19 protein-coding genes are annotated in these 16129 nt (G+C 74.7%); 11 read left to right on the top strand and 8 right to left on the bottom strand.

The window, feature by feature from the left end; genetic code table 11:
* Window positions 1–6: 6 nt before the first annotated feature.
* The 3 genes from ACFZP7_RS19920 to ACFZP7_RS19910 all read left to right on the top strand — a co-directional run bounded on the left by ACFZP7_RS19920 (window position 7) and on the right by ACFZP7_RS19910 (window position 2235).
* Window positions 7–597, top strand: coding sequence for a hemerythrin domain-containing protein (locus tag ACFZP7_RS19920; RefSeq protein WP_031019374.1), 591 nt, complete (start codon window positions 7–9; stop codon window positions 595–597).
* A 140-nt stretch (window positions 598–737) separates the two neighbouring features.
* Complete coding sequence (locus ACFZP7_RS19915) at window positions 738–1709, top strand: Rieske 2Fe-2S domain-containing protein (protein ID WP_385635051.1); 972 nt, start codon at window positions 738–740, stop codon at window positions 1707–1709.
* Window positions 1693–2235 (top strand): DUF1360 domain-containing protein, encoded by a 543-nt coding sequence (locus ACFZP7_RS19910; RefSeq protein ID WP_385635049.1) that lies wholly within the window; start codon window positions 1693–1695, stop codon window positions 2233–2235. The genes ACFZP7_RS19915 and ACFZP7_RS19910 overlap by 17 nt, the downstream gene beginning before the upstream one ends.
* 27 nt (window positions 2236–2262) lie before the next feature.
* Here ACFZP7_RS19910 and ACFZP7_RS19905 read toward each other — a convergent pair whose 3' ends face one another.
* The 3 genes from ACFZP7_RS19905 to crcB (ACFZP7_RS19895) form a co-directional block, all read right to left on the bottom strand.
* Window positions 2263–2784: a hypothetical protein gene (locus ACFZP7_RS19905; protein ID WP_385635047.1), complete on the bottom strand. Its 522-nt coding sequence runs from the start codon at window positions 2782–2784 to the stop codon at window positions 2263–2265.
* Between the two features lie 205 nt (window positions 2785–2989).
* Window positions 2990–3364, bottom strand: a complete 375-nt coding sequence (gene crcB / locus ACFZP7_RS19900; RefSeq protein ID WP_031019381.1) for a fluoride efflux transporter CrcB — start codon at window positions 3362–3364, stop codon at window positions 2990–2992.
* On the bottom strand, window positions 3361–3894 hold the full coding sequence (gene crcB / locus ACFZP7_RS19895; RefSeq protein WP_385635045.1) for a fluoride efflux transporter CrcB: 534 nt from the start codon (window positions 3892–3894) through the stop codon (window positions 3361–3363). The genes crcB (ACFZP7_RS19900) and crcB (ACFZP7_RS19895) overlap by 4 nt, the downstream gene beginning before the upstream one ends.
* A 245-nt stretch (window positions 3895–4139) precedes the next feature.
* Between crcB (ACFZP7_RS19895) and ACFZP7_RS19890 the strand changes: the two genes are divergently transcribed.
* Window positions 4140–4445 (top strand): PadR family transcriptional regulator, encoded by a 306-nt coding sequence (locus tag ACFZP7_RS19890; RefSeq protein ID WP_029394001.1) that lies wholly within the window; start codon window positions 4140–4142, stop codon window positions 4443–4445.
* An 18-nt stretch (window positions 4446–4463) separates the two neighbouring features.
* Here ACFZP7_RS19890 and ACFZP7_RS19885 read toward each other — a convergent pair whose 3' ends face one another.
* Entirely contained in the window at window positions 4464–5738 is a 1275-nt protein-coding gene (locus ACFZP7_RS19885; protein WP_031019383.1) for an APC family permease, read from the bottom strand.
* A 109-nt stretch (window positions 5739–5847) separates the two neighbouring features.
* Here ACFZP7_RS19885 and ACFZP7_RS19880 point away from each other — a divergent pair, with 109 nt between their 5' ends.
* The 3 genes from ACFZP7_RS19880 to ACFZP7_RS19870 all read left to right on the top strand — a co-directional run bounded on the left by ACFZP7_RS19880 (window position 5848) and on the right by ACFZP7_RS19870 (window position 7796).
* Window positions 5848–6339, top strand: coding sequence for a DUF6153 family protein (locus ACFZP7_RS19880; protein ID WP_385635043.1), 492 nt, complete (start codon window positions 5848–5850; stop codon window positions 6337–6339).
* A 141-nt stretch (window positions 6340–6480) separates the two neighbouring features.
* A complete protein-coding gene (locus ACFZP7_RS19875; protein WP_062130017.1) occupies window positions 6481–7152 on the top strand; it encodes a DUF305 domain-containing protein in 672 nt (223 codons plus the stop codon).
* A gap of 119 nt (window positions 7153–7271) precedes the next feature.
* The gene (locus ACFZP7_RS19870) at window positions 7272–7796 is read left to right on the top strand and encodes a DUF4396 domain-containing protein (RefSeq protein ID WP_125536227.1); all 525 of its coding nucleotides are present in this window, start codon (window positions 7272–7274) and stop codon (window positions 7794–7796) included.
* Between the two features lie 84 nt (window positions 7797–7880).
* Here ACFZP7_RS19870 and ACFZP7_RS19865 read toward each other — a convergent pair whose 3' ends face one another.
* Complete coding sequence (locus tag ACFZP7_RS19865) at window positions 7881–8291, bottom strand: four-helix bundle copper-binding protein (protein ID WP_385635040.1); 411 nt, start codon at window positions 8289–8291, stop codon at window positions 7881–7883.
* A 176-nt stretch (window positions 8292–8467) separates the two neighbouring features.
* Window positions 8468–8752 carry a heavy-metal-associated domain-containing protein gene (locus ACFZP7_RS19860; protein ID WP_019328508.1) on the bottom strand — a complete coding sequence of 95 codons (285 nt, stop codon included), beginning with the start codon at window positions 8750–8752 and terminating at the stop codon, window positions 8468–8470.
* A gap of 271 nt (window positions 8753–9023) precedes the next feature.
* Here ACFZP7_RS19860 and ACFZP7_RS19855 point away from each other — a divergent pair, with 271 nt between their 5' ends.
* The 4 genes from ACFZP7_RS19855 (at window position 9024) to ACFZP7_RS19840 (ending at window position 13825) form a co-directional block, all read left to right on the top strand.
* The gene (locus ACFZP7_RS19855; RefSeq protein ID WP_385635038.1) at window positions 9024–9731 is read left to right on the top strand and encodes a hypothetical protein; all 708 of its coding nucleotides are present in this window, start codon (window positions 9024–9026) and stop codon (window positions 9729–9731) included.
* A gap of 10 nt (window positions 9732–9741) precedes the next feature.
* On the top strand, window positions 9742–11352 hold the full coding sequence (locus tag ACFZP7_RS19850) for a hypothetical protein (RefSeq protein ID WP_046251379.1): 1611 nt from the start codon (window positions 9742–9744) through the stop codon (window positions 11350–11352).
* A complete protein-coding gene (locus ACFZP7_RS19845) occupies window positions 11349–12086 on the top strand; it encodes a TIR domain-containing protein (protein ID WP_192341510.1) in 738 nt (245 codons plus the stop codon). The genes ACFZP7_RS19850 and ACFZP7_RS19845 overlap by 4 nt, the downstream gene beginning before the upstream one ends.
* Window positions 12087–12286: 200 nt before the next feature.
* Window positions 12287–13825: a macro domain-containing protein gene (locus tag ACFZP7_RS19840; protein ID WP_385635034.1), complete on the top strand. Its 1539-nt coding sequence runs from the start codon at window positions 12287–12289 to the stop codon at window positions 13823–13825.
* A gap of 59 nt (window positions 13826–13884) precedes the next feature.
* On the opposite strand, the gene ACFZP7_RS19835 is transcribed toward ACFZP7_RS19840, so the two are convergent.
* Window positions 13885–15318: a HAMP domain-containing sensor histidine kinase gene (locus ACFZP7_RS19835; RefSeq protein WP_031019402.1), complete on the bottom strand. Its 1434-nt coding sequence runs from the start codon at window positions 15316–15318 to the stop codon at window positions 13885–13887.
* Entirely contained in the window at window positions 15319–16041 is a 723-nt protein-coding gene (locus ACFZP7_RS19830; RefSeq protein WP_019328515.1) for a response regulator transcription factor, read from the bottom strand. It lies immediately after the preceding gene.
* Window positions 16042–16129 lie beyond the last annotated feature (88 nt).

Below are 16129 nucleotides of genomic sequence, written 5' to 3'. Positions count from 1 at the left end.
GCCGACATGTCCGAGCTGCACACCCCGCACGCCGGGGACGACATGGCCGAGGACGACGACGTCGTCTCCCTGCTGATGCGCCAGCACGGCGACATCCGCAACCTCTTCGACGAGGTCGAGGCCGCCAAGGGCGAGGAACGCCGGGACGCCTTCCGCCGCCTGGTGCGCCTGCTCGCGGTGCACGAGACCGCCGAGGAGGAGGTCGTCCATCCCTTCGCCCGCAAGGGCTTCCCCGGTGGCGAGCAGGTGGTGAAGGACCGGCTCGCCGAGGAGAAGGCGGCCAAGGAGACCCTGTCCGCGCTGGACGACATGGACACCGACGACCCGAAGTTCATGCCCCGGCTGCTCAAGCTGCGCAAGGACGTCCAGGAGCACGCGCGGGCCGAGGAACGCTACGAGTTCACCCACATCCGGCGCAGCACCGACGTCACCGGCCTCGCCGCGATGGCCAAGGCGATCAAGGCCGCCGAGGCCATGGCGCCGACCCGGCCCCACCCGGGTGTCGAGTCCGGGGCGAAGAACATGGCGCTGGGACCGGTCGCCGCGCTGATGGACCGCACCAAGGACGCGGTGCGTCAGGCCATGGGCAAGGGCTGAGTCCGCGTCGACTCCGCGTCGATCCCGCGTCGACTCCGCGTCCTCCTGGCCGGCCGGGGCATCCGCCCGGTCGGCCGGGGCGCGGTACCGGCCCCGTGAGCCGGCTGTTTGTCCCCTACCCTCCGGGGGACCCAGCGCGCATGAGCAAAAAGGCAGGTCGCCGCCTCATGGGCCAGAACCGGATGCTGTGGCTGCTCGACGCCCTGGAACGTGATCCCAGGGCTGACGCGGTGATCGACAAGCTCACCGGGAGCGTGCGGGCCCTCCCGTTGGGCCGCGCGCGGGACGCGCTGCACGGCAGGTGGCTGGGACACCCCGTGCACCCTCTGATGGTCCAGGTGCCGATCGGCAGCTGGATGTCCGCCGCCGTCCTCGACCTGCTGCCCGGCCGCACCCGGGAGGCCGGCCTCCTCGTGGGCGTCGGACTGGCCGCGGCCGGCCCCGCCGCGCTGGCGGGCGCGGTCGACTGGGCCGAACTCCACCGGCAGCAGACCCGGGTGGGACTGGTGCACGCCGTGGCCAACACGGCGGCCGTGGGGCTGTACGGCGCCTCACTCCTGTGCCGCCTCACCGGACGGGCCACAGCGGGCCGCGCGTACGGCTTCCTCGGGCTGACGGCGGTCGGCCTGGGCGGCATGCTCGGCGGCCACCTCGCCTACCGACAGGCTTCCGGAGCCAACCACGCCGAGGAAGTACCCCATGTCGTCGGCGAAGGCTGGCACCGGATCGGCACCGTGGACGAGTTCCCCGCCGGCCGGCCCGTGCGGCGCGCCGTGGACGACGTTCCGGTCCTGGTGGTGCGCGAGACCGGCGGCACCTTCCACGCGCTGGCGGACCGGTGCAGCCACCTGGCGGGCCCGCTGTCCGAGGGCACGGTCGCCGACGGGTGCGTGGAGTGCCCCTGGCACGGCAGCGTCTTCCGGCTCTCGGACGGCTGGAACGTCCGCGGCCCCGCCACCGCGCCCCAGCCCGCCTTCGACACCCGCGTCGTCGACGGACACGTGGAGATCAGGCTGCGCCGCGCGGACGGCACGGAGGACGCGGACGAGGACCGAACGGCCGGGGCAGCGGAGCGGGCAGGGGAGGACGAGGGTCATGGGCACGGCGTCTGACGGCGGTGTCGTGGCGCGGCTGAGGGGACGGCTGCGCCGCACCGAACGCACCTACTCGGCGGGAGAGGACCGCCCGCTGCGCGGCTACGCGGCGGCCATGGCGGCCTTCGGCGTCTACACGGCGGGGTGGGCGGCGGTGGTCGGCACGCGCGGTCGTCCGCTCCCGGACCGGCCCGAGCCCTGGGACGTTGCACTGACGGCGGTGGCGACGTTCCGGCTGAGCCGGCTGCTCAGCAAGGCGTCGGTGACCAGCCCGCTACGGGCCCCCTTCACCACGTTCCAGGGTCCCCAGGGCCCGGCCGAGCTGCACGAGGAGGCGCGCACCGAGGGCGCCAAGGACACGGTCGGCGAGCTGCTGACGTGCCCGTTCTGCATGAGCGTCTGGGTGGCCTCGACCCTCACCGCCGGACAGCTGCTCTGGCCGCGCGCCACCCGCACCGCCATGGGCGCGCTCACCGCGCTGGCCGGCGCGGACGCCCTGCAACTCACGTACAGCGCGCTGGTGGCCAGGACGACCGACGAGTGACCACGCCGCGCGGGCCCGGCCCGGTGGTCACCGGCGCCGGGGCAGAGGCCCTACGTCGGAGTGGCGGCCGGGGCGCATCGCGGCGTGCCGCTGCCCCGGACCGGGGCCCGACCGGGCGGCCAGGGCGTCGGCGACGGCGCCGGTGACGAAGGCGTACACCGTCTTGTGCAGCAGGTCGACGGCGAGTTCGCGGCGGGGCCAGGTCGGGGGCGGGGCGCCGACGCCGGTGGCGTTCTCCAGGATCTGGTCGGAGGTGACCCGGACGACGGCGAACTTCCCCGAGGACCAGGGCCCGCGCAGCCCGGCGTGCGCCATCACCGACCGCAGGACCCCGAGGAGGGCGCCCTGCCCCGCGTGCATGGCCAGGTTCACCGGCACCGGCTGACGCCCGGAGTGCTCCCGCATCCCGGTCAGGCGTTCCAGTGTGCGGGCGGGGACGTGGGAGTCGGGCCGGCCGGTCAGCCGTTGCTCCGCCTTCTCGCCCAGCGTCATCGCCAGCACTCCGGTCGTACCGGCCAGCAGCCCCTGCCACAGTGCGCGCTTCATCATGCGGCGCCGAGTACCCAGCGCGCCCCGGCTCACCTGCTCCCCGGCCTCGGACGGAGGCGCGCCGTCCGGGTCCGCTCAGCGGGCGACCGTGCACAGCGCACCGCTGACGGCTGCCGCGCGGACCAGCGGGCACGACGCCCGGACACCTTGGCGTCTGAGCAGGTCGCCTCGGAGCGGGGCCGCCGCTACGGCGGTGCGGTGCGGGTCAGGACCACAGCGCGTCCGCGAGGGCGGTGCCGAGGAAGGCCGCGCCCAGGCCGGCGACGACGCCGGCGAGGACGTTGGCGGCGGCGAGGAGCCTCGCGCCGTTCTCGGCCAGCCGCAGGGTCTCGTAGGAGAAGGTGGAGTAGGTGGTCAGGGCTCCGCACAGGCCCGTGCCGACCAGCAGCTGCACCGATGCGGAGGCGGCGCCGTGGGCGGCCGCGCCGGCGAGGGTGCCGAGGACCAGGCAGCCGACGACGTTGACGGTGAAGGTGCCCCAGGGGAAGACGGTGCCGTGCCGGGCCTGGACCGCCCGGTCGGTCAGATAGCGCAGGGGCGCCCCGACCATGGCTCCGGCCATGACGAGCAGCCAGTTCACCTCCGCCTCCCGGAGACCAGGCGCCGGGTGAGGCTCGCCGAGCACCACACCGCCGCGAGGGCCGCGACGACGGTGACGGCCAGGTAGGCCAGGCCGGTGCCGGCCTCCCCGGAGCGGAGCAGGTGCTGGATGTCGACGGCGTAGGTCGAGAAGGTGGTGAAGCCGCCCAGGACGCCGGTGCCGAAGAAGGGGCGCACCAAGCGGTGGGCGGCCCACACGTCGGTGACGACCACCATGAAGACGCCGATCACCGCGCAGCCGACCGCGTTGACCAGCAGGGTGGTCCAGGGGAAACCGCCGGCCGCCGTGGGCCACAGCAGTGCGGCGCCGTAGCGGGCCGCGGCCCCCAGGGCGCCGCCGGCCGCGACCACCGCGAGGACGGGAGCCTCGCCGTGGGTGAGCGCGGGGCGGGTGGCGGGCGCCGGCGGGCGGGGGCCGGGGTCGAGGTCCGGGTCGACGGGCTCGGGGGCTGCGGGGACTTCGGGGTGCGCGGCGCTCCCGGCGCGGGGTTCGCGGGGGGCTTCGGTCAACGCGGGTCTCCTACTCGTGCGGCCGTCCGGGCAGGCGGACGGCTCTGATCACCAGTAGGGACTGTCGGCGGCGTCGGTGCCGCGGTTCGGGTGCGGCGAGCCCCACCGCCGCGCGACCCGCCCGGACGGGGCCGGCCGCTCCCCCAGGGTAACCGAGCGCCCCGTACGGACATCGGGGCCGGGCGCCCCCGACCTCGTAGACTCGACGGCCGATATCGGTTTCGTCACCGGCGGAGGTGGACCGGGTGCGGGAGTTCCAGCGGGCCGCGGTGCGGCTGCACATCCTGCACCACGCGGCCCAGGAGGAGATCCACGGCGCCTGGATGACCGCGGAGCTGGCCCGGCACGGGTACCGGATCAGCCCCGGCACCCTGTATCCGACGCTGCACCGCCTGGAGGCGGACGGGTTGCTCGCCTCGGAGCAGCGGGTGGTGGACGGCCGTACGCGCCGCGTCTACCGGGCGACGGAGGCGGGGCGGCAGGCCCTCGCCGACGACCGCCGGGCCCTCGAGGAGCTGGCCCGCGAGGTGCTGGGCGACGAGCGGCCGTGAGGCGACCGCGCCGCGCGGTCAGGCGCCGCGGGAGGCGAGCCGGCGGCGGACGCCGTACGCGAGGACGCCGGCGGCGAGCACGGCCGCGCCCGAGAGGACGGAGGCGACCGGCAGGGTGAAGGCCAGCAGCAGGCAGCCCGCGAGTCCGACCACCGGGACGAGGCGCGGTGGCCGGCCCTCCTCGGGGCGGAGCGTCCAGGCGGAGGCGTTGGCGACGGCGTAGTAGACCAGGACCGCGAAGGAGGAGAAGCCGATCGCGCCGCGCAGGTCCGCCGTCGCGGCGAGCACGGCCACCACGGCACCGACGAGCAGTTCGGCGCGGTGCGGCACCTCGAAGCGCGGATGGACGGCGGCCAGGGCGTGCGGCAGGTGCCGGTCCCGGGCCATGGCCAGGGTGGTGCGCGAGACGCCGAGGATCAGCGCCAGCAGCGAGCCGAGCGCGGCGACCGCCGCTCCCGCCCGCACCACCGGTGACAGGCCGTCGGCGCCCGCGGCCCGCACCGCGTCCGAGAGCGGCGCGGCGGACTCCGCCAGCCCGCGCGGGCCGAGCACCGCGAGCACGGCCAGTGCCACGGCGGCGTAGACGGCCAGGGTGATGCCCAGGGCGAGCGGGATCGCGCGGGGGATGGTGCGGGCCGGATCGCGGACCTCCTCGCCCAGGGTGGCGATGCGCGCGTACCCGGCGAACGCGAAGAACAGCAGGCCCGCCGCCTCCAGCACCCCGCCGGCGGTGGCGTCGCCCCCGATGTCCCAGCGGGCCGGGTCCGCCGCCCCGGAGCCCAGGGCCGCGACCACCACCGCGGCCAGCACCGCCAGGACCACGGTGACGATCACGCGGGTCAGCCACGCCGACTTCTGCACCCCGGCGTAGTTCACCGCGGTGAGCGCCACGACCGCGGCCACCGCGACGGCGTGTGCCTGGCCGGGCCAGACGTAGGCGCCGACGGTGAGCGCCATGGCCGCGCACGAGGCGGTCTTGCCGACGACGAAGGCCCAGCCGGCCAGGTGGCCCCAGAAGTCGCCGAGCCGTTCCCTGCCGTAGACGTAGGTGCCGCCGGAGGCCGGGTACCGGGCGGCGAGCCGCGCGGAGGAGGTGGCGTTGCAGTACGCCACCACGGCGGCCACCGCCAGCCCGAGCAGGAGCCCGGAACCGGCGGCGCGGGCGGCCGGGGCGAGGGCCGCGAAGATCCCCGCGCCGATCATCGAGCCCAGCCCGATGGTCACGGCGTCGCCGACGCCCAGCCGACGCCGCAGCCGGTCCGGCGCCCCCGTGGTGTTCGACGACTCGCCCATCAGCTCAGCTCACTCCTCGCGCCCCGCGCACCGTTTACGGATACCGATATCGGGTGACGATAGAGCAGCGGGGCGACGTCGAGGTGAACTCCCGGGGCCGGCCCGTAGCATGGTGCGCGTGACCAGGAGCATGCCGCCGATCAGCCGCCCGGCCGGGCGGTTGCTCACGCTGCTGGTACTGGCGGTACTGGCCGGCGTGCTCGGTATGCACGGCCTGGCCCCCGGGGTGCCGACGGCCCACGCGGGCGCCGGACACGAGCGGGCGACGGGCTCCACGACCGGGGCACCCCACGCGGAGGGTGGGGCGTACGCGGAACGCGGGATGTACGCGGAAGGCGCGTCGCACGCGCAAGGTACGGCGTACGCGGACGCCGGCGCGGACCGGGCCTGTGGTCACACGGACGGCGGGCCGGGGCACCTCGATCACGCCGACGGCACCTGCGCCGCCGCCGGGACCGCCTCCGCCTACACCCCGCCGGCCCTGACCGGCGCCGCCACCGACGCCCCCGCCGTCACCGTGCCCTCGGCGGCGGCCACCGGAGCCTCCCGGGACGGCCGGGCGCCGCCCGACCTCTCCGAACTGCAACTCCTGCGGATATAGAGCCGCCCGCACGGCATCCCACGCACCGGTCCCCGGTGCCGGGTGCCGTGCCCTCGCGCGCCCTCACCTCCACTCGACGCATCCAGTCGACACATCCACCGCGCGCCGCGAACAGGCGCGCGCGAAGGAGTTGCACCCCGCATGAAGATCGAGCGTTCCCTCGTCCGCCGTACCGTCGCCGTGGCCGCCGCCGGTGCGACGGCCCTCGTCCTGGCCGCCTGCGGCGGAGCCGACGACGGCGGGTCGGACGGCTCCGCCGGGCACGGCGGACACAGCGCCGCGGCGTCGGCCACGGCCTCGCCCACGCCGTCGGCCTCCGCGTCGGACGCGCGGGGCGGGCACAACGCCGCCGACGTGGCGTTCGCGAAGGGGATGATCCCCCACCACCGTCAGGCCGTCGAGATGGCCGACCTCGCGCCCGGACGGGCGGGTTCGCCCGAGGTCGAGAAGCTGGCCGCGGAGATCAAGAAGGCCCAGGACCCGGAGATCAGGACGCTGTCCGGCTGGCTCACGGCGTGGGGCGAGGAGGTGCCCGCCGAGGGCGCCGCCATGGACCACTCGTCGCACGGCATGGACGGCATGGACGGCATGATGACCGACCAGGAGATGCGCGGGCTCGAGGACGCCTCGGGCGAGGCGTTCGACACCGCCTTCCTGGAGCTGATGGTCAAGCACCACGAAGGCGCGCTCGCGATGGCCGAGACCGAGCGGGCCGACGGCGCCTTCGCGCCGGCCAGGAAGATGGCCGCCCAGATCATCACGTCCCAGAGCGCCGAGATCGAGCGCATGAACGGGCTCCTCGGCAAGGGATAGGACAACGGCGCCTTTCGGCGTCCTCACGGGTACCGGAATACCCCCAGGGGGTATATGGTTCCCCACCGTGGGGGCCCGGCCCGGGCTCCCACGGGGACGTCGAACGGGGTTGAACCGTCATGGAGCATCACCACCACACGCACCAGGAGCACCACGGGCACGGCCAGGCACACCAAGGGCACCAAGGGCACCAGCAGCGGGAGCAGCACGGTGCGACCTGGGCCACGGCGGTGCGCGCGACCCTGCACTGCCTCACCGGGTGCGCCATCGGCGAGATCCTCGGCATGGTCATCGGCACCGCCCTGATGTGGGGCAACGTACCGACGATGGCCCTGGCGATCGGCCTCGCCTTCGTCTTCGGCTACTCCTTCACCCTCTTCGCGGTGGTGCGCGCCGGGGTCTCCCTGAAGGCCGCGGTGAAGGTGGCGCTGGCGGCCGACACCGTGTCCATCGCGGTGATGGAGCTGGTGGACAACGGCATCATCGCGCTGACGCCGGGGGCGATGGACGCGCACCTGTCGGACGGACTGTTCTGGTACGCGCTGCTCGGCGGGTTCGCCGTGGCGTTCCTGATCACCACGCCGGTCAACAAGTGGATGATCGGCCGCGGCAAGGGCCACGCCGTGGTCCACGCCTACCACTGACGCGCCCGCGCACCGACCGACGCCGGGCGGCCCTCTCCGATCGGGGGCCGCCCGGCGCGGTGCGTGCGCGGGGCGCCGCGCGCCTCAGCCCAGACTGGCGAGCAGTTCCTCGCACGCCTGCTCGCAGCGCCGGCACGCCTCCGCGCAGACCCGGCAGTGTTCGTGCATGTCCGCGTGGCTCGCGCACTCGTCCCCGCACGCCCGGCACACGGTCGCGCAGGCCCGCAGGACGGCATGGGTGACGTTGGCGTCGTAGCCGGTGTGCCGGGACAGCACCGACGCGGTGGTGGTGCAGACGTCGGCGCAGTCCATGTCGGTCCGGATGCACTTGGTCAGCTCGCCGACCATGCCCTCCGACAGACAGGCGTCCGCGCAGGCGGTGCAGGCCTGGGCGCACGCCAGACACTCCTCGATGCAGGTGGCCATCGCCTGCCGGTCTACGCCTCCCAGGTCGGCGGGGTAGGTACGGAGCATGTCTTCGACGGTCGTGGTCATGAGTACTCCCTCGCTCTCCCGGTGACGGCCCGGAGGGCGGGGCACCGGCCGGCACCGTCACCGCGCTGGGAACCGGGTGCACCCCGCCGCGCGCCCGCAAACGACCGTCGCGGAACAGCGGGAGCCGGGCCCCGTCCGGGGCCCGGCTCGTACGCGGGTGTGCGGGGTGACCGCCCTCAGGAGGCGCGGCCGGTCAGCTCGTAGCCGGCCTCGTCGACGACCTTGGCCAGGACCGCGTCGTCGGGCTCCCCGTCGGTGGTGACGGAGACGCGGCCGGCCGCGCGGTCGACCTCGACCGAGCGCACGCCGTCCACGGCGCCGATCTCCCTGGTGAGCGTGGCCTCGCAGTGTCCGCAGGTCATGCCGGCGACGGCGTAGACGGTGGTGACGCCCTCGGCGACCGCGGCGGTGGCCGGGGTGGCGGTGGTGGAGCAGCTGCCGTCAGGGGTGCAGCAGGACATGGTTCCTCCTGGACAAACGATCGGACGGGTACCCCGTGGGGGTACTCTTACCGCCTCGAATATATACCCCCAGGGGGTACCTGCGGAAGTCTGAGCAGCGGTGACGACCCGCCGCGTCCTACCGGAAGCCGATCGGAAGCGCATCGGAAGCCCCGAAATCTGGTTTCGGAAGCGCCGGCACTGGTCGGATCGGGCGAAGCACAAGGCACTTCGGCCCCCCGGGGTCGGCCGGAATCCGCTCGGGCGGATGCCGGAGGCAATGAGGTGACGAATGAGCGACACACATGTCCCGCCCCGCGGCACCGGCTCCTACCCCGCTCCCGGCCTCGCGCCCGCGCCGGGCCGGATACGCAACCAGGCGCTGATCGTCATCGGCGCCCCGTTCCTGCTCGTCGTGGCCCTGATCGTCGTGCTCGGCACGGCCGGCGGCAGCGACTCCGTATCGCCCTCCGGCGGCTTCGACGGGGGCACGCTGGGCGGTGCCTTCACCGGCGACCCCTTCGGCGACGGGACGAACGACGACGGCACGGACGGCGACGAGCCGTACACGGACGACCCGTACACCGACCAGCCCTACACGGACGACCCGTACACGGACCAGCCGTCCACGGAGGACCCGTACACGGATACCCCGTACACCGACGAGCCCGCGGAGTCCCAGGAGGCCGACGCCTCGGACACCACGCCGGCGGCCGGACCGGAGGCGACCGTGACGGCGTACTTCGAGGCCATCAACGACCGTGACTTCACGACCGCGTGGGACCTGGGCGGCAAGAACCTCGACCAGGACTACGACCACTTCGTCGCGGGCTTCGACACGACCGAGAGCGACGAGCTGACCGTCCACGGCACGGCGGGGGAGACCGTGTACGTCACCTTCACGGCACGGCAGACGGACGGTTCCGAGCAGACCTACGACGGCAGCTACACCGTGCGCGACGGGCTCATCGTCTCGGCGGTCGTCCAGGAGAGGGGCTGAGGCAACCGCCATGACCACCCACACCGCACCCCCGCCCCCGCCCCCGGACGCGCCGCCGCCGCCCGACGCCACGAGCAACGCCACCCGCCTGCTGTGCGCGGGCACCTACCTGGACCCGGTGTACCGCAAGGCCGTGATCCGCGAACTGCTCACCGAGCGCTTCCGGGTGGTGGCCCCCTCGTACGGCTACGACGCCGTCCCCGTACTGGCCCACGCGCTCGCCGCCCACCACCTCCGGCTCCAGCAGCTGCGCACGCTGCTCGCCGGTGCCGCCCTCATCGCCTTCCTCATGGTCGCCGGCGTCCTGGACACCCTCGGCGCCGCGCTCCTCTTCGGCTGGCTGGCGTGGGCCACCATGTTCCTGCGCCGCATCGCCGTCCTGCGGACGCTCGCCGCCCACCTCGCGCCGCCCGCCGCCGGAGCCGCCTTCGACGGCCGCTACCCCCGGACCGAACGGCTCACACCGGAACTCGTCGGCAAGATCACCGACGAGCAGAACTCCGAGACGGTGCGCTACGGCGGGTACAAGCCCTTCATCGGTGCCGGTGTGCTGTGGCGCCGCTGGTCCAACGCCGAGCTGCTGATCGGGGCGCCGGTCGCCTCGTCCGGCCCCTTCGACCACGGCCCGTTCAACGGCCGCGTCCCGCACCCGGGCGGCCCGGCGGACGGCGCCGTGAACGGCTCGCCGCAGGCGCCCGGCGCAGCCGCGCACCCCGAACGCAGACCGATCGTCCCCTTCACGGCCGAGGAGATCACCTGCGAGGTCCGCGACCGGATGCTCGCCGAACTGCGCGACCGGCCCAGGCCGGCCGACAGCGTCCGGATGCTCTCCGTCGACCGGCGCCGCTTCACCACCGCCGTCCGCACCCTCGACGGGCCGACCCTGCGGGTGCCGGTCGACGCCCGGCACCACGGCCGGGGCACGGACGAGCACTGGCGCGAGGCTTACGACGCCGACCGCGAGTACCTGTGCATCCGCATCGGCTCCTGGAACCAGGAGCTGGTGACCACGGTGTTCGTCGGCTTCGACATCAAGGGCGCCACCCTGCACACCGAGTTCTACACCTACGTCCTCGCCCCGGTGGCCGAGAGCTTCCACCTGGTCGACCGGCTCCCCGCCACCATCGACGGCCGGCTGATGGCCCGCATCGCGTGGGACGTGACCCGCGGCATGCCCGGCGAACTGCTGCGCCTGCTCACCAACCCGCTCCAGGAACGGCTGCCCAGCCGCTCCGGCACCGTCAAGGTGACGGTCCCCCAGCCGGCCGACCGCAGCGAGTTCCGGCTCGGCCGCTACGCGGACGCCGTCGTGGACTGCGGCGCGCGCACCAGCGTCCGGGAGATGGCCGCCAGCAGCGAGTTCCACCACTTCTTCCAGGAGACCGACGCCCGCAAGTACACCCAGATCGTGGAGCGCCATCTCCTGCAGATCGTCGGCGACTTCCTGCGCGAGCACGACGTCGACACCCGCGACCACGAGGCCAACCAGACCAACATCCTCCAGCAGAACTTCGGCGCGAACAGCACCAACAACTTCGGCGGCAACCAGAGCGTCGGCAACAGCGGCACCCAGACCTTCGGCAACAACTCCGGCGTCACCAGGGAGGCACGACCCGCATGAGCGGCCAGCAGTACCGCGACCACGGCCAGGGCGGCAACACCAACTACGGCGGCAACCAGAGCGTCGGCAACAGCGGCACCCAGAGCTTCGGCGACCACTCCCCGGTCGTGCCCGCGCCCGCGGGCCCGCCCGGACAGCCGTACGCCGGAGCCGGCACCCGGCGCCACGACGTGGCCCCGGCGCCCGGCGACAGCGACCGGGCGCGCAGCGTGTTCGTCGTCCACGGCCGCGACGAACAGGTACGGCGCGAGATGTACGAGCTGCTGCGCCGACTCGACCTGCGCCCCAAGGAGTGGGAGGACCTGGTCAGGGCGACCGGCCAGTCCTCCCCCTTCCTCGGGGACGTGGTCGCGGGCGCCCCCGCGCAGGCCCAGGCGGCACTGGTGCTGCTCACGCCGGACGACGTCGTGACGCTCCACCCCGACCTGCGCGGACACGCCGAGCCCGAGTACGAGACGCGGCCCGTCTGCCAGGCACGTCCGAACGTCCTGATCGAGCTGGGCATGGTGCTGATGGCGTACCCGGAGCGCACGCTGATCGTCGAGGTCGGCGGCCTCCGGCCGATCGCCGACATCGCCGGGCGCAACGTCATCCGCTTCGACGGCTCCGCCACGGCCGTCGGCAAGATCGTGGAGCGGCTGAAGCTGGCCGGGTGCACGGTCAACGACACCGGCTCGGACTGGCGCCAGACCTACCCGTTCCAGCACCTGTCCGCCTACCACCGCCGGCCGTAGCCCGGCGGATCCGGCGCCGATCGGGGGACCGGCGCGACCGGCCCCCGGGTGCGTTCCGCGAACGCGGCGCGCGCGCCCGGGGGCCGCCCTCGTCCCGTCCGCCGAAACACCGGCTGCCCCCGACGGGCGATTGCTACGCTGCCGACACCTCTCCCACCACCGCCCGGCGGGAGGGCGTGGAACGAGTGGAGACCACTTGTATGGCGCGTATCCGTGTCAGCGTGCTGGGCCCGGCGAGACTCCGAGTCGACGGCGAAGACGTCCGGTTGACCCCGTTGACGACACGGCTGCTGGTCCGGCTGGTGGCGGCGGAGGGTGAGCCCGTACCGATCCGCCGGCTCCACCGGGAGGTGTGGGCGGTCCCCGGCGCGTTACCGCGCCAGGCCGCGCGACACCGCAACGACGTGCACAAGCGCGTCCTCGAACTGCGCCGCGCCCTCGACCCCGCCCAGCGCGGCGACGGGGCCCGCATCCTGCGCACCGAGCAACTGCTGACCTCGGCGGCGCCCGAGACGGCGTACCGGCTGGTGCTCACCGCCGACGAACTGGACTGCGCGGAGTTCACCGACCTCGTGCACTCCGCGCTGCTCGCGGCCCCCGCGTCGGCCGCCGACCGGCTGGCCGCGGCTCTCGACCTCGTCCGCGGGCGTCCCCTCGCCGACGCCGCCGACGACGCGTTCGCGCTGCCGCTGATCCGCCGGCTCACCGCACTGCACGAGACGGCCCGCCGGCAGCTGATCCGCAGCCGCATGGACCTGGGCCGCCACGACCTCGCCCTCCCCGTCGCCGAACGGCTGGCCCGGGAGCGGCCGGACGACCCCGCCACGGCCGAACTCCTCGGCTCTCTGCGGGCCCGGCTGCGGGAGCGGCACGGGCGGGAACTGCTGCGTCAGCCGGTCCCCGGCGCGGGCGGCGGCGAACTCGTGGTGGTGCGCGGCGACCTGTTCGGTCAGGAGGACGCCAATCTGGTCGTCGGTTTCACCGACACCTTCGACACCGCCACCGAGCAGGATCTGGTGATCAGCCGGGAGAGCGTGCAGGGCCAGCTGGTGGACCGGCTGTTCGGGGGCGAGCGCAGGCTGCTGGACGACCGCGTCCAGGCCGGGCTGCGGGCGTTCACCCCGCTGCGTACGGAACGCCCGCAGGACAAGCCCCGCGGCCGGCGCGTCCGTTACCCGGTCGGCACCACCGTCCCGCTGCCGGTGGACGGCCGCCGGGTCTTCGCCGTGGCCTACTCCCGCCTCGGCAACGACCTCGTCGCCCGCTCCTCACCGGCCGATCTGCGGGCGAGTCTGGACCAGCTCTGGGCCGCCGTCGCCCGGTACGGCATGTACAAGCCGGTGGCCATTCCGCTGATCGGCTCCGGGCTGGCCCGAGTCGTGGAGCTGGACCGCACCCAGCTGCTGCTGATGATCGTCGAGAGCTTCGCCGCCCACTGCCGACGGGACCCGGCGACCGCGCCGGAGCTGCGCGTCGTGATCCGCCCGGCCGATCTGGAGCGGACCGACCTGTCCGCGCTGGGCACGTATCTGCGGACCGCACCGCACGACACCGCACCGCACGACAAAGCGCCGCACGACACCGCGCCGCACGACACCGCACCGCACGACACCGCGCCGCACGACACCGCGCCGTACGCCGTCGGCGCCCCGCGCCGCCCCGCCGACGCGGCCGACGCTGCCGACCCCGCCGACGTCCCGGCGCCCGCCGACACCACCCGGCGCTCCGGCCCCCGGTGACCCCCGGCCGGTGACCCCCGGCCGGTGCCCCGGTCCCTCGGGACCCCGCGCCCGCGCCCTCAGTCGCCGCCCGCTCCCCCGCCCCCGGCCGGTCCCCCGCCCACCGTGAAGCCGATCACCGACCCGCCCCCGTCCCGCCGGAAGGCGAACGTCGCTCCCCCGTGCGCCAGCGCCACCTCCCGCACGATGGACAGGCCGAGGCCGGAACCGGAGCGGGAGCGGGCGCCGGCGGTGCGGAAGAAGCGGTCGAAGACCCGGGTCAGGTCGGCTTCGGCGATCCCCGGGCCGCGATCGCGGACCTCGACCCGGATCGGGCCCTCCAGGGCGGGCCCGGCGACGGCGACCTCGATGGGCCCGGTGCCGCCCGGGTCGAACTTCGCGGCGTTCTCGACCAGGTTCGTCAGCGCCCGGGTCAGCAGGGCCGGCCGGCCCTCCGTCACCGTCTCGCCGCGGACGCTCACCGCGATCTCCCGCCCGGTGCGGCGCCGGGCCAGGCTCGCCACGTCGCGGGCGATCCGGGCCAGGTCCACCCGCTGCGGGGGCTCACCGGAGGACTGCCCGGCCGCCAGCTCGACCAGTTCGTTGACCAGGTCGGTCAGCTCCCGGGCCTCCTGGCCGAGGTCGGCGACCAGCTCCCGGCGGGCGGCCGGCGGCAGCTCGTCGATCCGGCGCAGCAGCGAGATGTTGGTCCGCAGCGAGGTCAGCGGCGTCCGCAGCTCGTGCCCCGCGTCCTGGACCAGGCGCCGCTGGTCCTCCTCCGACTGGGCGAGACGGACCAGCATCAGGTCGATGGCACGGCCGAGGCGGCCCACCTCGTCGGGGCCGGTGACCGGCACCTCGACGCCCAGCCGACGGGTGCGGGCGACGTCCTCGGCGGCCGAGGTGAGGAGCACCAGCCGCCGGGTCATCCGCCGCGCCAGCCACCAGCCGAAGAGACCGGCGGCGGTCACCACCGCGGCCATCAGCAGCAGCGTCCGCCGCTGCAGCGCCCGCAGCAGGTCCTCGGTGTCGCTGAACTCCTGCGCCACCTGCACCGCGCCCCGGCCCCCGCCCAGGGACACGGTGGCGACCCGGAACACGTCGTCGCCGACGCCGACGTCCTCGTGCTCGACCGTCCGCCCGGCCGTGGCGGCGTGCGCGATCCGCCGGTCCGCGTCGGTGACCGGCAGCCGCGGACCGGCCGGGTCGGAGATCTCCCCCCGCGGCCCCAGCACCTGGACGTCGGTGCGGGCCGGGCGCACGATCTCGTGGCCCGGCGCGGAGGAGGCGAAGTCGCCGGGCGACATCCGCCGCTCCCGCACCTCGGCCCGCAGGTCCTGCACGACCTGCGCGAAGACGGTCTCCTGGTCCACCCGCACCAGCCGGGCCGCCGCGTTGTACGACAGCACCCCGACGAGGACCGTGACCACGGCGGTGACCGTCGCGAAGGACACCGCGAACGTCGTCCGCAACGACAGCAGCCGGGGCCGGCGCCCCAGCGGGGAGGGACCCACTCAGTCCTCCCGCAGCACGTAACCCACCCCGCGCACGGTCTGGATCGGCTGCGGGGCCCCCGGCTGGTCGAGCTTGCGGCGCAGGTAGCCGACGTAGACGGCGAGGTTCTTGGAGCCGGGACCGAAGTCGTAGCCCCAGATGCGGTCGTAGATGGTGGAGTGGTCGAGGACGATGCCCGCGTTGCGCACCAGCAGTTCCAGCAGCTCGAACTCGGTGCGGGTCAGCTCCAGCTCGCGCCCCCCGCGCCACACGCGGCGGGCCTGCGGGTCCACGCGCAGCCCGGCCGCCTCCAGGAAGCGGCCCGCCTCCGGCTCGGGTGCCGGCAGGGCGCCGTCCTGGCCCGCCGCCTCCTCGCGGGCGGTGCGGCGCAGCAGCGCGCGCAGCCGGGCGAAGACCTCCTCGACGTCGAAGGGCTTCACCACGTAGTCGTCGGCGCCCGCGTCCAGGCCGGCGATCCGGTCGGCGGTCTCCACCAGCGCGGTCAGCATCAGGATGGGCGTGTCGTCGCCCTCGGCGCGCAGCTCGCGGCAGACCTGGAGGCCGTCGAGGCCCGGCATCATCACGTCGAGCACGAGCACGTCGGGCCGGCCGCCGCGCGCCCGCGCCAGCGCCTCGGTGCCGTCGGCGACCGCGGTGACCCGGTAGCCCTCCAGAGTGAGGGCACGCTCCAGGGCGTGCCGGATCGCGCGGTCGTCTTCGGCGAGCAGAACAGTCCGGGCCACGCGTCCAGTCTGCCAAGGCGGGCGCGCCCGCGACCGGGCGGCCGGGCCTATCACCGGGATCTCACCCCGCGGATCCGCGCCGGCGGGT

The organism is Streptomyces sp. SudanB5_2050, from assembly GCF_964272335.1.
Taxonomy (GTDB): domain Bacteria; phylum Actinomycetota; class Actinomycetes; order Streptomycetales; family Streptomycetaceae; genus Streptomyces; species Streptomyces rochei.
The sequence above is the reverse complement of the archived record's forward strand: the minus strand, read 5'-3'. Positions and strand labels throughout refer to the sequence as shown.

Coding starts and splice junctions, on each gene's coding strand:
- ACFZP7_RS19920 (WP_031019374.1), top strand. CDS start 7: ATGTCCGAGCTGCACACCCCGCACGCCGGGGACGACATGGCCGAGGAC.
- ACFZP7_RS19915 (WP_385635051.1), top strand. CDS start 738: ATGAGCAAAAAGGCAGGTCGCCGCCTCATGGGCCAGAACCGGATGCTG.
- ACFZP7_RS19910 (WP_385635049.1), top strand. CDS start 1,693: ATGGGCACGGCGTCTGACGGCGGTGTCGTGGCGCGGCTGAGGGGACGG.
- ACFZP7_RS19905 (WP_385635047.1), bottom strand. CDS start 2,784: ATGATGAAGCGCGCACTGTGGCAGGGGCTGCTGGCCGGTACGACCGGA.
- ACFZP7_RS19885 (WP_031019383.1), bottom strand. CDS start 5,738: ATGGGCGAGTCGTCGAACACCACGGGGGCGCCGGACCGGCTGCGGCGT.
- ACFZP7_RS19880 (WP_385635043.1), top strand. CDS start 5,848: ATGGTGCGCGTGACCAGGAGCATGCCGCCGATCAGCCGCCCGGCCGGG.
- ACFZP7_RS19875 (WP_062130017.1), top strand. CDS start 6,481: ATGAAGATCGAGCGTTCCCTCGTCCGCCGTACCGTCGCCGTGGCCGCC.
- ACFZP7_RS19870 (WP_125536227.1), top strand. CDS start 7,272: ATGGAGCATCACCACCACACGCACCAGGAGCACCACGGGCACGGCCAG.
- ACFZP7_RS19865 (WP_385635040.1), bottom strand. CDS start 8,291: ATGACCACGACCGTCGAAGACATGCTCCGTACCTACCCCGCCGACCTG.
- ACFZP7_RS19860 (WP_019328508.1), bottom strand. CDS start 8,752: ATGTCCTGCTGCACCCCTGACGGCAGCTGCTCCACCACCGCCACCCCG.
- ACFZP7_RS19855 (WP_385635038.1), top strand. CDS start 9,024: ATGAGCGACACACATGTCCCGCCCCGCGGCACCGGCTCCTACCCCGCT.
- ACFZP7_RS19850 (WP_046251379.1), top strand. CDS start 9,742: ATGACCACCCACACCGCACCCCCGCCCCCGCCCCCGGACGCGCCGCCG.
- ACFZP7_RS19845 (WP_192341510.1), top strand. CDS start 11,349: ATGAGCGGCCAGCAGTACCGCGACCACGGCCAGGGCGGCAACACCAAC.
- ACFZP7_RS19840 (WP_385635034.1), top strand. CDS start 12,287: ATGGCGCGTATCCGTGTCAGCGTGCTGGGCCCGGCGAGACTCCGAGTC.